The sequence below is a fragment of the Pseudomonas sp. HMSC057H01 genome (assembly GCF_001836405.1).
In the GTDB taxonomy this organism is placed as follows: Bacteria; Pseudomonadota; Gammaproteobacteria; order Pseudomonadales; family Pseudomonadaceae; genus Pseudomonas; species Pseudomonas aeruginosa.
Window position 1 is genome coordinate 24983 of record NZ_KV828490.1, and the last position, 14974, is coordinate 39956.

The 14974-nt window shown below is 68.5% G+C and carries 12 protein-coding genes; 4 read left to right on the plus strand and 8 right to left on the minus strand.

All coding sequences use genetic code 11. The features are described from left to right. Positions 1-13: 13 nt before the first annotated feature. The 8 genes from HMPREF2581_RS18640 to HMPREF2581_RS18675 form a co-directional block, all read right to left on the minus strand. Positions 14-706 (minus strand): response regulator, encoded by a 693-nt coding sequence (locus HMPREF2581_RS18640; RefSeq protein ID WP_003087534.1) that lies wholly within the window; start codon positions 704-706, stop codon positions 14-16. Between the two features lie 100 nt (positions 707-806). Continuing rightward, complete coding sequence (locus tag HMPREF2581_RS18645) at positions 807-3464, minus strand: sensor histidine kinase (RefSeq protein WP_003140123.1); 2658 nt, start codon at positions 3462-3464, stop codon at positions 807-809. Positions 3465-3571: 107 nt separating this feature from the next. Further along, positions 3572-4123 (minus strand): potassium-transporting ATPase subunit KdpC, encoded by a 552-nt coding sequence (gene kdpC / locus HMPREF2581_RS18650; RefSeq protein WP_003136152.1) that lies wholly within the window; start codon positions 4121-4123, stop codon positions 3572-3574. Positions 4124-4176: 53 nt separating this feature from the next. Next, positions 4177-6249, minus strand: a complete 2073-nt coding sequence (gene kdpB, locus HMPREF2581_RS18655; RefSeq protein ID WP_003140127.1) for a potassium-transporting ATPase subunit KdpB — start codon at positions 6247-6249, stop codon at positions 4177-4179. 11 nt (positions 6250-6260) lie between these two features. After that, positions 6261-7955, minus strand: a complete 1695-nt coding sequence (gene kdpA, locus HMPREF2581_RS18660; RefSeq protein WP_003140129.1) for a potassium-transporting ATPase subunit KdpA — start codon at positions 7953-7955, stop codon at positions 6261-6263. A 10-nt stretch (positions 7956-7965) separates the two neighbouring features. Continuing rightward, the gene (locus HMPREF2581_RS18665; RefSeq protein ID WP_003097848.1) at positions 7966-8055 is read right to left on the minus strand and encodes a K(+)-transporting ATPase subunit F; all 90 of its coding nucleotides are present in this window, start codon (positions 8053-8055) and stop codon (positions 7966-7968) included. Positions 8056-8242: 187 nt separating this feature from the next. After that, positions 8243-9397 carry an acyl-CoA dehydrogenase family protein gene (locus HMPREF2581_RS18670; RefSeq protein WP_003109952.1) on the minus strand — a complete coding sequence of 385 codons (1155 nt, stop codon included), beginning with the start codon at positions 9395-9397 and terminating at the stop codon, positions 8243-8245. Positions 9398-9451: 54 nt separating this feature from the next. Further along, positions 9452-10318 (minus strand): IclR family transcriptional regulator, encoded by an 867-nt coding sequence (locus HMPREF2581_RS18675; RefSeq protein ID WP_003097851.1) that lies wholly within the window; start codon positions 10316-10318, stop codon positions 9452-9454. 241 nt (positions 10319-10559) lie between these two features. Between HMPREF2581_RS18675 and HMPREF2581_RS18680 the strand changes: the two genes are divergently transcribed. The 4 genes from HMPREF2581_RS18680 to HMPREF2581_RS18695 all read left to right on the plus strand — a co-directional run bounded on the left by HMPREF2581_RS18680 (position 10560) and on the right by HMPREF2581_RS18695 (position 14953). Further along, positions 10560-11345 carry an enoyl-CoA hydratase gene (locus tag HMPREF2581_RS18680; RefSeq protein WP_003087516.1) on the plus strand — a complete coding sequence of 262 codons (786 nt, stop codon included), beginning with the start codon at positions 10560-10562 and terminating at the stop codon, positions 11343-11345. Positions 11346-11348: 3 nt separating this feature from the next. Further along, on the plus strand, positions 11349-12878 hold the full coding sequence (locus tag HMPREF2581_RS18685) for a 3-hydroxyacyl-CoA dehydrogenase (protein ID WP_003140132.1): 1530 nt from the start codon (positions 11349-11351) through the stop codon (positions 12876-12878). A 137-nt stretch (positions 12879-13015) separates the two neighbouring features. Beyond that, on the plus strand, positions 13016-13663 hold the full coding sequence (locus HMPREF2581_RS18690; protein WP_003122888.1) for a FadR/GntR family transcriptional regulator: 648 nt from the start codon (positions 13016-13018) through the stop codon (positions 13661-13663). A 15-nt stretch (positions 13664-13678) separates the two neighbouring features. Beyond that, complete coding sequence (locus tag HMPREF2581_RS18695; RefSeq protein WP_003140135.1) at positions 13679-14953, plus strand: CynX/NimT family MFS transporter; 1275 nt, start codon at positions 13679-13681, stop codon at positions 14951-14953. Positions 14954-14974: the final 21 nt, after the last annotated feature.

Genomic DNA, 14974 nt, shown 5'->3' on the forward strand with positions numbered 1-14974 from the left:
ATTGCGCTGCGCGTCAGCTGTCGCGCAGGCGATAGCCGACGCCCGCCTCGGTCACCAGGAAGCGCGGGCTGGCCGGATCGTCGCCGAGTTTCTGCCGCAGGTGGCCGACCACGACCCGCAGGTAATGGGTGTCTTCGACGTGGGTCGGGCCCCAGATATCCTTGAGCAGTTGCTGCTGGGTCACTACCCGTCCGAGATGGCGTGCCAGCGCGGCGAGCACCGCGTACTCCTTACGCGTCAGCGCCACTTCCGCACCCTCCAGGGTGACCCGGCGATAGGCGAAGTCCACCTGCAACGGGCCGACCGCCACCGCCGCCTCCGGGCTTTCGCCCTGCGCCGCCTGGCGCAGCAGGACGCGCACGCGGGCGAGGAACTCCTGGATGCCGAACGGCTTGGTCACGTAGTCGTTGGCGCCACCGTCCAGGGCCAGCACCTTCTCGCCCTCGCTGGCGCGCACCGACAGCACCAGCACCGGCACCTGCGACCATTCGCGCAGGTCGCGGAGGATGTCCTGGCCGTCGCGGTCCGGCAGGCCGAGGTCGAGCACCACCAGGTCCGGCCGGTTCAGCGCGGCCTGGGCCAGCCCCTCTTCGCCGGTGCCGGCCTCGAGTACCCGGTAGCCCTGGGCATTGAGGCTGATACGGAGGAACTTGCGGATCTGCGGTTCGTCGTCGATCAGCAGGATGCTGTTCTGCAATTGGGTCATGGCACTCGGCACGGCAGGTGAACACGGCGACGAGCCAGCGGCGGCGTCGCGGAAACGGCAGGAATAGCGCGAGCGCGGGCGCCAGGCAAGTGCGCCGGGCTCATTCGTCGCCCTCCAGTTGCCCGAGGTCCGGCTGCGGATGCAGCGGCAGGTGCAGGACCAGCGTGGTGCCGCGACCGTCGAGGCCTTCGCCGACGCTGATGCGCCCGCCGTGGGCGCCGATCATGCCCTGGCAGATCGCCAGGCCCAGGCCGGTGCCCTGGCCACCGCGGTCGCCACGGGCAGCGGTGTAGAACATGTCGAAGATCTTCTCCCGCTCGGCCTCGGGAATCCCCGGCCCCTCGTCGCTCACCGCGAAACGCAGCTCGGCGGCATCCTGGCTGACCTCGATGCGCAACCGGCCGTGGCTCGGCGAGAAGCGCGCGGCATTTTCCAGCACGTTGATCAGCGCCTGTTCGATCAGCGCCGCATGCACGTAGAGCAACGGCAGGTCGTTGGCCACGATCGCCTGCACCCGGTACGGCGCCAGCACCGCGCGCAGGCGGTTCAGCGCGCTGCCGACGATGTCGCCCGGCGCCACCCAGTCGCGCGCCAGCTTCAGGCCACCGTGGCCAAGACGGGTCATGTCGAGCAGGTTCTGGATATAGCGGTCCAGTCGCTCGGCCTCGTCGCGGGTGCTTTCCAGCAGTTCGCGACGATCCGCCGGCGGGATCGCCTCGCCCAGCGCCAGCAGGCTGTCGATGGAACCGCGCATGGCCGTCAGCGGCGTGCGCAGGTCGTGGGACACCGAGGCGAGCAAGGCGCTGCGCAGTTGCTCGGTCTCGCCGTGCAGGCGCGCGGCCTCCAGGTCCTCGGCCAGGCGCGCACGGGCCAGGGCCTGGGCCAGGGGCTGGCCGAGGGCGGCGAGCAGGCGCCGGCGCTGCGGACTCAGCGGCTGGCCGTCCAGCGGCGCGACGCCGAGCAGTGCCAGCGGCCCCTCTTCCGCCGACAGCGGCCACCACCACCAGCGTCCTCCGGGCAGCGTGCCAGTACCGAGGCCGGCCGGCTGGTCGTGGGCCCAGGCCCAGTCGGCGGCGACCCGTTCCTGGTCGGCGAGTTGCCGCTGCACGCCGGCCTCGGTCTTCCACTCGCCATTGACCTGACCGAGCAGGCAGACCTCGACGTCCTTCCAGTCGTCGAACTGCTGGGCGGCGGCGGCCAGCACCGCCTGGCGGTCGGTGGCGGCGGTGAGCTTGCGCGACAGCTCCAGCAGCAGGCTGGTTTCCTCCTGGGTATCACGCAGCGCCTCCAGCTGGCGCCGCTGGCGTGCCGCCAGGTTGCCGGTGAGGCCGGCCATGAACAGGAAGAACGCCAGGCTCAGCAGGTCTTCATGGCGATGGATGGCGAAGGAAAAATGCGGTGGGATGAACAGGAAGTCATAGGCCAGGAACGACGCCACCGCGCACAGCAGTGCCGGCATCAGGCTGCTGCGCACTGCCACCAGCAGCACCGCCATCAGGAACACCAGGGAGATGTTCGGCAGTTCCAGCAGGTGCGCCACGACCCAGGCCAGGCCGCTGGCCAGGGCGGTCGCCAGCAGCGCCAGCAGATAGTCGTTCCACACCACCGGATAGCGTGGCCGCGGTTCCGCCGGGCGCAGGTCGGCCTCGCTGTCCAGGGCACTGATCTCCAGGCCCTGGCCGTCGCGCAGCAGGCGCCCGGCGAGACCACCGCCGAAGGCCCGGCGGTACCAGCGGCGCCGCGACTGGCCAACCAGGACCAGGCTGGCGCGGCGCTCGCGGGCATGTTGCAGGAGGGTCCGCGCCACCTCGCCGGCGCGCAGCACGACGATCTCGCCGCCGAGCCGCTCGGCCAGTTGCTGCGCACCCTGCAGGCGCATCCGCGCCTGCTCGCCGCGCAAGCCGCCGGTATCGACGTGTACCACGCTCCAGGGCAGGTGCCGACGTTCGGCGACCCGGCAGGCGTGGCGCACCAGGCGTTCGGCCTGTTCGTCACCGTCGATGCCCACCAGCAGCCGCCCGCGCAACGCCGGCGCCTCCTCGCCGCGCTGGCGGTAGCGGTGGTTGAGGTCGGCGTCGACCCGCGCGGCGGCGGTCTGCATCGCCAGTTCACGCAGCGCGGTGAGGTTGGTCTGCGAGAAGAACGCATCGATCGCCGCCCGCGCCTGTTCCGGCACGTAGACCTTGCCCTCGCGCAGGCGCTCCAGCAGCTCGCGCGGCGGCAGGTCGATGAGGACGATCTCGTAGGCCTCCTGCAACACCCAGTCCGGCACCGTCTCGCGGACCTGCACGCCGGTGATGTCGCGGACCTGGTCGTTGAGGCTCTCCAGGTGCTGGACGTTGACCGTTGTGTAGACGTCGATTCCCGCCGCCAGCAACTCCTGGATGTCCTGCCAGCGCTTGGCGTGGCGGCTGCCGGGAACGTTGCTGTGGGCCAGTTCGTCGACCAGGGCCAGCGCCGGCGGGTCGGCGAGGAGACCGTCGAGGTCCATTTCCTGCAGTTTCATCCCTCGATACTCGAGGCTGCGCAGCGGCTGCTGCGGCACGCCTGCGAGGAGGGACTCGGTTTCCGCCCGCGAGTGGGTCTCGACCACCCCGGCGCGCAGTTTCACGCCCTGGCGCAACTGGGCCTGGGCGGCCTGCAGCATGGCGAAGGTCTTGCCCACCCCCGGCGCCGCGCCGAGAAAGACTTTCAGGCGGCCGCGCCCGTCAGCGGGCAGGTCGGCCAGCAGCGCGTCGGCGCGTGCGGTGTCGGTCATGGATCGGTCGTACTCCGTTGCTCTGCGCCGCGCGGGGCGGACGATCGCCGGCGATCATCCGCCGATGCGGCGATATTGCAAGCCCTTGCGTGGGTCTCTGGGGAAACCTAGCGCTTCAACCCCGTCAGCGCCATGTTCAGCGCCAGCACGTTGACCACCGCCGGCCCCACCAGCGGCCGCTCGGTGTGGCTTTCCACCAGGTCTTCCACCAGCCGCAGCGGCAGCCCGCGCGCCGTGGCCACCCGCAGCGCCTGGTAACGCGCGGCCTGCGGCGGCAGCTGCGGATCGAGTCCGCTACCGGAGGTAGTGACCAGCGCCAGCGGCACCGGCCCCTGGTCGGCGATACGCTCCTGGGCGGCGTCCCTGGCGATGCGCTCGGCCAGTGCCGGGTTGCTCGGCGCCAGGTTGCTCGCGGCACTGGAAACGGTGGCGTAGTCGCCCGCCGAAGGCCGCGAATGGAACCACTCCTCGCCGTCGAACTTCTGCGCGATCAGCCGCGAGCCGAGCACCTTGCCCTCGGCGTCGCGCAGCAGGCTGCCATTGGCCTGCTCGGGGAACGCCAGTTGGGCGATACCGGTGACCAGCAGCGGATAGGCCACGCCGGTGACCAGGCTCAGCACCAGCAGTGACGCCAGTGCCGGACGGAGTTGCTTGAACATGTGCAGATCCTCTCTTCAGTCCCAGGCCCTCACCCGACGGCGAGGGCCGTTGTTCATGCCAGGCCGACGGCGGTCAGCAGCAGGTCGATCGCCTTGATCCCGAGGAACGGCGCCACCAGGCCGCCGACGCCATAGATCAGCAGGTTGCGCTGCAGCAGTTGCGAAGCGTCCGCCGCCTGCACCCGCACGCCGCGCAAGGCCAGTGGGATCAACGCGACGATGATCAGCGCGTTGAACACGATGGCCGACAGGATCGCGCTCTGCGGGCTTTGCAGGCGCATCACGTTGAGCACGTCGAGCTGCGGGTAGATGCCGACGAACAGCGCCGGCAGGATGGCGAAGTACTTGGCCACGTCGTTGGCGATGGAGAAGGTGGTCAGCGCGCCGCGGGTGACCAGCAACTCCTTGCCCACCTGGACCACGTCGAGCAGCTTGGTCGGGTCGCTGTCCAGGTCGACCAGGTTGGCCGCCTCGCGGGCGGCCTGGGTGCCGTCGTTCATGGCCATGCCGACGTCGGCCTGGGCCAGCGCCGGGGCGTCGTTGGCACCGTCGCCGCACATCGCCACCAGGCGACCTTCGCCCTGCTCCTGGCGAATCCGCGCCAGTTTCTTCTCCGGGGTAGCCTCGGCGATCACGTCGTCGACCCCAGCCTCGGCGGCGATGGCAGCGGCGGTCAGCGGGTTGTCGCCGGTCACCATCACAGTGCGGATGCCCAGCCGGCGCAGTTCGGCGAAGCGCTCGCGAATGCCCGGCTTGACCACGTCCTTCAGGTGAATGGCGCCGAGCAGCCGGCCGTTGGCTACCACCAGCAGCGGGGTGCCGCCGCTCTGGGCGATCTTGTCCACCTCCCGCGAAAGCACCTCGGGCATCTTCTCCCGCGGCAGGTCGATGAAGCGCAGCGCCGCATCCACCGCCCCCTTGCGGTACACCTGGCCGTTCCAGTCGACCCCGGACAGGCGGGTTTCCGCGCTGAAGGCGATCGGCGTCAGCTCCTCGCGGCGCGGCTCCTCGATCGGATGCAGGATGCGCAGGTATTCGACGATCGACTTGCCTTCCGGCGTGTCATCGGCCAGCGAGGCCAGCAACGCGCCCTCGGCCAGTTCCTTGCCGCTCACCCCCGGCGCGGCGTACAGCGCGCTGCAGCGGCGGTTGCCGAAGGTGATGGTGCCGGTCTTGTCGAGCAGCAGCACGTGGACGTCGCCGGCCGCCTCCACCGCGCGACCGGACTTGGCGATCACGTTCAGGCGCACCAGGCGGTCCATACCGGCGATGCCGATGGCCGAGAGCAGGCCGCCGATGGTGGTCGGGATCAGCGTCACCAGCAGCGCCACCAGGAACACCAGCGGCAGGTTGCCGCCGGCGAACAGGGCGAACGGCTTGAGGGTCACCACCACCAGCAGGAAGATCAGGGTCAGGCCGATCAGCAGGATGTCCAGCGCTACTTCGTTGGGGGTCTTCTGCCGCTTGGCGCCTTCCACCAGGGCGATCATCCGGTCCAGGGTCGACTCGCCCGGGTTGGCGCCGATCCGTACCAGCAGCCAGTCGGACACCACCTGGGTGTTGCCGGTCACCGCCGAGCGGTCGCCGCCGGACTCGCGGATCACCGGCGCCGATTCGCCGGTGATGGCGGCCTCGTTGACCGCCGCCACGCCTTCGATGACTTCGCCGTCGCCGGGAATCATCTCGCCGGCCTGGACCCGTACCACGTCGCCCTTGCGCAGGCTGCTGGCAGCGACGCTCTCGAAACTGCCGTCGGCGCGCCGCTTATTGGCGGAGAGGCCCTGGCTGCCGGCCTTGAGACTGTCCGCGCGGGCCTTGCCACGCCCCTCGGCGAGCGCTTCGGCGAAGTTGGCGAAGAGCACGGTGAACCACAGCCAGAGGGCGATCTGCAGCGCCACCGAGGTCGGCACCGCCTGGTCGGGGATGAAGCACAGCAAGGTGGTGAGCACGGCGGTCAGTTCGACCACCAGCATCACCGGCGAGCGCAGCAACTGGCGCGGGTCGAGCTTGACGAAGGCTTGCAGCAGCGCCGGCCGCCACAAGGCGGCGAGGCTGGTGGACGCGTTGTGGCGACGTTCGAGCGATTTGTGCAAGGCGTTCTTGGACGCCTGGGTCTGAGCGTTCATGTGCGATTCCTTCAGAAGCCGAGGCTCAGTTGTTCAGCGATCGGGCCGAGGGCCAGGGTCGGCAGGAAGGTCAGGCCGCCGACCAGCAGGATGGTCACGGTGAGCAGGCTGACGAACAGCGGACCATGGGTCGGGAAACTGTTCGGCCCCACCGGGCTGGCCTTCTTCGCCGCCAGGCTGCCGGCGATGGCGAGGATCGGCAGGATGTAGCCGAAGCGGCCAATGAGCATGGCCAGGCCGATCATCAGGTTGTGGAACGGCGTGTTGGCACCGAAACCGGCAAACGCCGAGCCGTTGTTGGCGCTCCCCGAGGTGTAGGCGTAGAGCAGTTGGCTGAAGCCGTGCGGGCCGGGGTTGGTCACCGCCGAGGCCGGTCCCGGCAGGCTGGCGGCAATGGCGCCGAGCACCAGCACGCCGACAGGCATCACCAGCAGGGTGAAGACCAGCAGGCGGACCTCCTTCGCCTCGAGCTTCTTGCCCAGGTACTCCGGCGTCCGCCCGACCATCAGGCCGGCGAGGAACACCGCGATCAGGACGAACAGCAGCATGCCGTAGAGGCCGGCGCCGACGCCGCCGAAGATCACCTCGCCGAGCATCATGTTCAGCAGCGGCAGCATGCCGCCCAGGGGGCTCAGGCTGTCGTGCATGGCGTTCACCGAGCCGTTCGAGGCGGCGGTGGTGGTGATCGCCCAGAGCATGCTGGCGGCGGTGCCGAAGCGACTCTCCTTGCCCTCCATCGGTGCGCCCTGCTCGACCGGCAACTGCGCCAGCGCCGGGTTCGGCTGGTATTCGGCCCACAGCGACAGGCTCAGGCCGAGGCAGAACAGCAGCAGCATGCAGCCGAGGATCGCGCGGCTCTGGCGCAGGTCCTTCACGTAATGGCCGAAGGTGAATACCAGCGCCGCCGGGATCAGGATGATCGAGGCCACTTCGAACAGGTTGCTCCAGGCACTCGGGTTCTCGAACGGATGAGTCGAGTTGACGCCGAAGAAGCCGCCGCCGTTGGTGCCCAGTTGCTTGATGGCGATCTGGCTGGCCGCCGGGCCGAGCGGGATGGTCTGCTCGGCGCCTTGCAAGGTGGTGGCATGGACGTAGTCGAAGAAGGTCTGCGGCACGCCCTGCCAGACCAGCAGCAGCGCCAGCAGCAGGCACAGCGGCAGCAGCACGTAGAGGGTGCCGCGGGTCAGGTCGACCCAGAAGTTGCCCAGCTGTCGTGTGGAGCGGCGGCTGATGCCGCGCGCCAGGGCCACCAGCACGCAGAGGCCGACCGCCGCGCTGACGAAGTTCTGCACCGTGAGGCCGACCATCTGGCTGAAGTAGCTCAGCGAGGCCTCGCCGCTGTAGGCCTGCCAGTTGGTGTTGGTGACGAAACTGACCGCGGTGTTGAACGCCAGGGTCCATTCCAGGCCCGGCAGGTGCTGCGGGTTCAGCGGCAGGCTGCCCTGCAGCATGAGGATCGAGAACAGCAGGACCAGGCCGGCCAGGTTGAATGCCAGCAGCGCCAGGGTGTAGGTCTTCCAGTCCTGCTCGCTCGCCGGATCGACGCCGAACAGGCGATAGCAGACGCGCTCCAGTGGCGCCAGCGGCGCGCTGAGGAGATTGCGTTGGCCTTCCATCACCTTGAAGCAGTAGCGCCCGAGGAACGGTGCAGGCACCAGGACCAGGGCGAAAAAGGCCAGGATCAAGAGAATCTCGTGGCTGTTCATGTGCCCTCCCCTAGGCACGGTCGGCGCGTAGCAGCGCCACCAGCAAATAGACGAACAGTCCCGTGGCCAGGGCCAGGGACAACCAATCCAGAACGGTCATGTGTGCGATCTCTCCTTCGAACGGCCTCTGCCGCTTGAGGGAAAGTCTCCGCAAAGGGGGCGTAAAGAAGCGATTCCGGGCCGCGCCGGACGGCATAAAGAAAGCGTAAAGAGTGGCGCGGACAGCGCCTGGGAGAGCAACCGGCCGGGGACTGCGCCACGGCCGGTGACAAGGCGAAGGATCGACGCTAGCCCTGGGCGGCGCGGATCATGTTGCGGGCGATCAGTAGTTGCTGGATCTGCGTGGTGCCCTCGTAGATGCGGAACAGTCGCACGTCGCGATAGAAGCGCTCGATCCCATAGTCGCCGATATAGCCGGCGCCGCCGAAGATCTGCACCGCGCGGTCGGCGACGCGGCCGCACATTTCCGAGGCGAACAGCTTGGCGCAGGACGCCTCGGTACCGACATCGCGGCCTTCGTCGCGCTGCCGCGCGGCGTCGATGACCATGCAGCGCGCCGCGTAGGCCTCGGCCTTGCTGTCGGCGAGCATTGCCTGGATCAACTGGAACTCGGCGATCGGCTGGCCGAACTGCTTGCGTTCCAGAGCATAGCGCAACGCATCCTCGAGCATCCGCTCGGCGACCCCCACGCAGACCGCGGCGATGTGCAGGCGGCCCTTGTCGAGCACCTTCATCGCGGTCTTGAAGCCGACGCCCTCGACCCCGCCGATCAACTGGCTGGCAGGCACCCGGCAGTCGTCGAAGATCACGTCACAGGTATGCGCGCCCTTCTGTCCCATCTTGCGATCCGGCTTGCCCAGGGACAGCCCGGGCGTACCGCGCTCGACGACGAAAGCGGAGATTCCGCCGGCGCCACGGATCGCCGGGTCGGTGCGTGCCATCACGGTGTAGATGCCGGCCTGCGGGGCGTTGGTGATGAAGCGCTTGGTACCGTTGAGCACGTAGTGCTGGCCGTCACGCACCGCCGTGGTCTTCAGCGAGGCGGCGTCGGAACCGGAGTCCGGTTCGGTGAGGCAGAACGAACTGAGCAGTTCGCCCGACGCCAGGCGCGGCAGGTAGCGCCGCTTCTGTTCTTCGGTGCCGTCGATGACGATGCCCTGGGAGCCGATGCCATTGTTGGTGCCCAGCAGCGAACGGAACGCCGGCGAGGTCCGCCCCAGTTCGAAGGCGATGCTCACCTCTTCCTCCATGGTCACCCCGAGGCCGCCGTAGGCCTCCGGGATCGACAGGCCGAACAGGCCCATCTCGCGCATGCGGGCGATGATCGCCTCGGGGATGCGGTCGGTTTCCGCCACCTCCTGCTCATGAGGCACCAGGCTTTCGCGGACGAACTGGCGGATGCTGTCCAGCAGCAGGTTCAGGGTTTCCGGATCACGAATCATGCTCACTCCAATAGGCCCTTAGGCCGGTTGCCATGATTCCGTCACCGGCCTCGGTCAGCGGGTGGCGGCCTCGATGTTGTGGACCATGTGCAGCAGGCGCGGGCCGATGTCGTCCTCCAGTTTCTCGCGCTTGAGGTGGAAACTCGGCCCGCCGCAGTTGAACGCCAGCAGCCCATGGCTCTCGTGGTGCAAGGCCACGCCCACCGCGTTGACGTCGCGTTGCCACTCGCCGAGCGACAGGCAGAAGCCGTAGTCGGCATAGTCGCGGAAGGCCCGCTCCAGCCCCTTGCGCACTTCCGGCCAGTCTTCCGGGTGGCGCTTGCGGATGTGCCCGAGGATGAACTCCCGCTCGTCCTCCGGCATCGCCGCCAGGCAGGCCCGACCGATCGCGCTGCGGTGCAGCGAGAGGTGGCTGCCGACCTGGCGACGCATGGTCAGGTTGGCCTCGCCATGCACCACGTCGAGGTAGACCATGCTCAGCCGGTCACGGGCCGCCATGGCCACCGCGGCCTTGGCGTAGCCGGCCATCTCTTCCATCAAAGGGCGAGCGAGCGCGCGAATCGACAGGTTCGAGAGCATCGCGTAGCCGAACGACATCACGCCCACTTCCAACTGGTACTTGCCGCTATGCGGCAGGTGACGCAGATAGCCCAGCCGGGTCAGGGTGTGGGTCAGACGCGACACCGTCGGCTTCGGCAGGCCGGTCTTCTTCGCCAGTTCCTGGTTGCCCAGCAGGCTTTCCCGTGGTGTGAAACAGCGCAGCAATTCCAACCCGCGGGCCAGCGCGGTGACGAACTGGCGGTCCTTGAGTTCCTCGTCTTTCTCCTGCATCGGGTCGATCAGCACAGCTTCGAAGGCGGACACTTCCGCTTCCGTACTGGCACCTTCCGCCGGACTCCGGCGCTCGTCGTTGCCGCGCATAGTAGGGACCTCTTTTTCAAAAAATCAATAAAACAAAATTATATTTCGCATAGCGAAACTAATAGAAGAATCCATGCACTTTCAACAACGAAAATAAAATCCTTTTAAAACAGTAAATTGTATAAGTAGATCGTCCGAAATCCGACGCGAGTATTTACAACGCCCCGGCTGGCGCTGATTATTTTCGATAAATCATGAAACTATATTTCGCATAGCGAAATATCAATTCATCGGAGCTTCCATGTCCGCCGATCCTTCGCCCGTGGTTCTGCTCGAATTTCCCGCAGCCGATATCGCCCTGCTTCGCCTCAATCGTCCGCAAGCCAGGAACGCGCTGAACGACGAAGTGCGCCAGCGCCTCGCCAGCCACTTCCAGACGCTCGGCGCGGATCCGGCGATCCGCGTCATCGTGCTCACCGGCGACTCGCGCTGCTTTGCAGCTGGCGCCGATCTCCGCGATCTCTCGACGAGCACGGCGATCGGCCTGTACGGCCGCCACAGCGAGCGCTACTGGGAAGCCATCGCGCGCTGCCCGAAGCCGGTGATCGCCGCGGTCAACGGCTTCGCCCTGGGCGGCGGCTGCGAACTGGCGATGCATTGCGACCTGATCGTCGCCGGCGAGTCGGCACAGTTCGCCCAGCCGGAGATCAAGGTCGGGGTGATGCCGGGTGCCGGCGGCACCCAGCGCCTGGTACGGGCGGTGGGCAAGTTCCAGGCGCTGCGCATGCTGTTCACCGGCTGCCTGGTGAAGGCTCCGCAAGCGCTGGCCATGGGCCTGGTCAGCGAAGTGGTGGCGGACGAGTCGACGCTGGCGCGCGCCCTGGAACTGGCCACGGAGATCGCCCGCCTGCCCCCTCTGGCGCTGGCGCAGATCAAGGAGGTGGTCCTGGCCGGTGCCGACCTGCCGCTGGACAGTGCCCTGGCCCTGGAACGCAAGGCGTTCCAGTTGCTGTTCGACTCGCAGGACCAGAAGGAAGGCATGCACGCCTTCCTGGAGAAACGCCCGCCGAACTACCAGGGGAAATAGACGATGCCCGATATTCGTTGTATCGCCGTGGTCGGTACCGGTGCGATGGGCACCGGGATCGCCCAGATCGCCGCCCAGGCCGGCCTGACCGTGTGGCTGTTCGACAGCCGCGCCGAGGCCGCCGCCGAGGCACGCCAGCGCCTGCGGCAGACCTTCGAGAGTCTATGCGGCAAAGGCAAGCTGAGCGCCGCCGACGCCGAGGCCGCGCAAAACCGGCTGCGGGTGGCGGAACGCCTGGAACAACTGGGCGACTGCGAACTGGTGGTGGAGGCCATCGTCGAGCGCCTGGAGGCCAAGCAGGAATTGCTGCGCCGGCTGGAAGCCATAGTCGCGCCGGAGACCATCCTCGCCAGCAATACCTCGTCGTTGTCGATCACCGCCATCGCCGCCGCCTGCGAGCGGCCGCAGCGGATCGCCGGCTTTCACTTCTTCAACCCGGTGCCGCTGATGCGCGTGGTCGAGGTGGTCGACGGCCTGGCCAGCGCTCCGGAAGTCGGCGACGCCCTGCTCGCCCTCGCCGCGCGCCTGGGCCACCGCGGTGTACGGACCAAGGACAGCCCCGGCTTCATCGTCAACCATGCCGGCCGCGCCTATGGCACCGAGGCCCTGCGCATCCTCGGCGAAGGCGTCGCCGAATGCGCCGAGATCGACCGTGTGCTGCGCGAGTGCGCCGGCTTCCGCATGGGGCCGTTCGAACTGCTCGATCTCACCGGCCTCGACGTGTCGCACCCGGTAATGGAATCGATCTACCAGCAGTACTACCAGGAACCGCGCTACCGCCCGCACCCGCTGACCCGCCAGTTGCTCGCCGCCGGCCGTCTCGGGCGCAAGAGCGGCCAGGGCTTCTATCGCTACGTCGACGGCCAGCCGCAGGACAAGCCCGGTCCGCAACCGGTGCCGCAGGCCGCCATCCGGCCCCCGGTGTGGCTGGGCTGCGAAAACGAGGACGACCGCCGCACGCTCGCCGAACTGCTGCATCGCCTCGGCGTCGAGCCGGAAACCGGCGAACGCCCTTCCGCCGCAGCACTCTGCCTGCTGGCCGCCTGGGGCGAGGACCTGAGCAGCGCCGTGCAGCGCTTCGCCTGTCCCGCCGAGCGCAGCGTCGGCATCGACCTGCTCTGCGACCTCGAGCGCCGGCGCTGCCTGATGCTCTCGCCGCTGACCGCCCCGGCCATGCGCGACGCGGCACACGCGCTACTGGCTGGCGACGGCGTCGGGGTCACGGTGCTGCGCGACAGTCCCGGCTTCGTCGTCCAGCGGGTACTGGCGATGATCGTCAACCTCGCCTGCGACATCGCCCAGCAGGGCATTGCCAGCGTCGAGGATATCGACCAGGCGGTGCACCTCGGCCTCGGCTATCCCCACGGCCCGCTGGAATGGGGCGACCGCCTCGGCCCGCGGCGCCTGCTGAGCATTCTCCAGCGCCTGCAGGCGCTTACCGGTGACCCGCGCTACCGGCCCAGTCCATGGCTGCGCCGACGAGCACAACTGGGCATGTCCCTGCGCGCCGGCGAAACCGCCGCCGTAGGCTGACGCATCGGCGACCTGGCGGCGCAGCGCCATGCGTCTCGCCGCCAGGCCAACGCTTTTTCCCCGAGCGACGCTTTCCGGGCTTGCAGTTGCCGAGGTATCCTGCGCGCAAATTCATCCGATGATTGGATGTTTCTTCCGTGACCATTCCCCTCAAGCGCTCCCTGGTGGACATCGCCCTGGAGCAGATCCGCCAGCGCATCGACGCCGGCCATTGGCCGCTCGGCCAACGCCTGCCGCCGGAGCCGGAACTCGCCGAGCTGCTCGGCATGAGCCGCAACACCGTGCGCGAAGCGGTGCGCGTGCTGACCTTCTCCGGCGTGCTGGAAGTCCGCCAGGGCGACGGCACCTACGTGCGCGCCTGCGCCGATCCGCTGGAAACCATGCTGGTGCTGGCGCGCAGCGCGGTGCAGCACTCCCTGGAGGCACGCGGGATGATCGAGATCGAGGCGGCGCGCCTGGCTGCCGTTCGCCGCGACGACAGCGACCTGAGCGCATTGCGCGAGCATCTCGACGCTTCGCGCCAGCGCTACGGCAGCGACGACCTGCAGGACTACATCGAGCACGACGTCCGCTTCCACCAACGGATGGTCGATGCCGCCCACAATCCGGTGCTCAGCGAACTCTACCGCTACTTCTCGCAGGTCATCCGGACCTCGCTGGAACGCACCATGGCCGACCCACAAAGGGCCCAGCCCTGCTTCGAGCTGCACCAGCAACTGCTCGATGCCATAGAACGCGGAGACCCGGACGCTGCCGCCGCGGCCAACCGCGCACTGCTGATCTGAACCCGGGACAGACCCATGACTCACGCCTTGAATGCCCGGCCGGGAGCGCACCCCGGCCATCCTCCGGAAGAACTGCTGATCGATGCCGAAGTCGACGACGAACCAGCCCCGCCGGCGCCGCCGCTACGCCCCTGGCTGCTCCTGCTGGGCCTGGTGCTGGTGGCGCTGAACCTGCGCCCGGCGCTGTCCAGCCTCGCCCCCCTGCTCAACCAGGTACGCGACGATACCGGCCTCTCGGCCGCCGCCGCCGGCCTGCTGACCACCGCGCCGGTACTCTGCCTGGGGTTGTTCGCGCCGCTCGCGCCGCGCCTGGCCCGGCGTATCGGCGCCGAACGCAGCGTGCTGCTGATCCTCTTCTGCCTGGCCGGCGGCATCGTCCTGCGCAGCCTGTTCCCGGTGTTCGGCCTGTTCGCCGGCAGCGTCCTGGCCGGCGCCAGCATCGGCATCATCGGCGTGCTCCTGCCGGGCATCGTCAAACGCGACTTCCCGCGCCAGGCCGGGGTGATGACCGGGGTCTACACCATGGCCCTGTGCCTGGGCGCAGCGCTCGCCGCCGGCGCCACCGCGCCGCTGGAGAAGCTCTTCGGCAACTGGGAACTGGCGCTGGCGTTCTGGTCGCTGCCGGCGATCCTCGCCGCCGCCTTCTGGCTGCCGCAGACCCGCCAGGGCCAGCACGCCCATCGCCAGGCCTTCCGTGTCGTCGGCCTGTGGCGCGACCCGCTGGCCTGGCAGGTCACGCTGTACATGGGCCTGCAGTCGTCCCTGGCCTACATCGTCTTCGGTTGGCTGCCGTCGATCCTGATCGACCGCGGCATGACTGCGGTGGAAGCCGGCCTGGTGCTGTCCGGCTCGGTGATGCTGCAACTGATCACCGCCCTGCTCGCGCCCTGGCTCGCCGCTCGCGCCAGGGACCAGCGCCTGGCGGTGGTGCTGGTGATGGCTACCACCCTCGCCGGCCTGCTCGGCTTCCTCTATGCACCGCTGCCGACCATCTGGGGCTGGGCGGTCCTGCTCGGCCTCGGCCAGGGCGGCACCTTCAGCATCGCCCTGGCGCTGATCGTCCTGCGCTCGCGCGACGCCCACGTCGCCTCGCATCTGTCGGGCATGGCCCAGGGCGTCGGCTACACCCTGGCGGCCATGGGGCCGTTCATGGTCGGCGTGGTCCACGACCTGACCGGCGGCTGGAACGCGGTCGGCTATATCTTCATCGGCGTCGCCATCGCCGCCACCCTGTTCGGCCTCGGCGCCGGGCGCAGCCAGTACGTGGGGGCCCGCAGCGAACACCTGTAGCCCCGCAGACGCAAAAAGCCC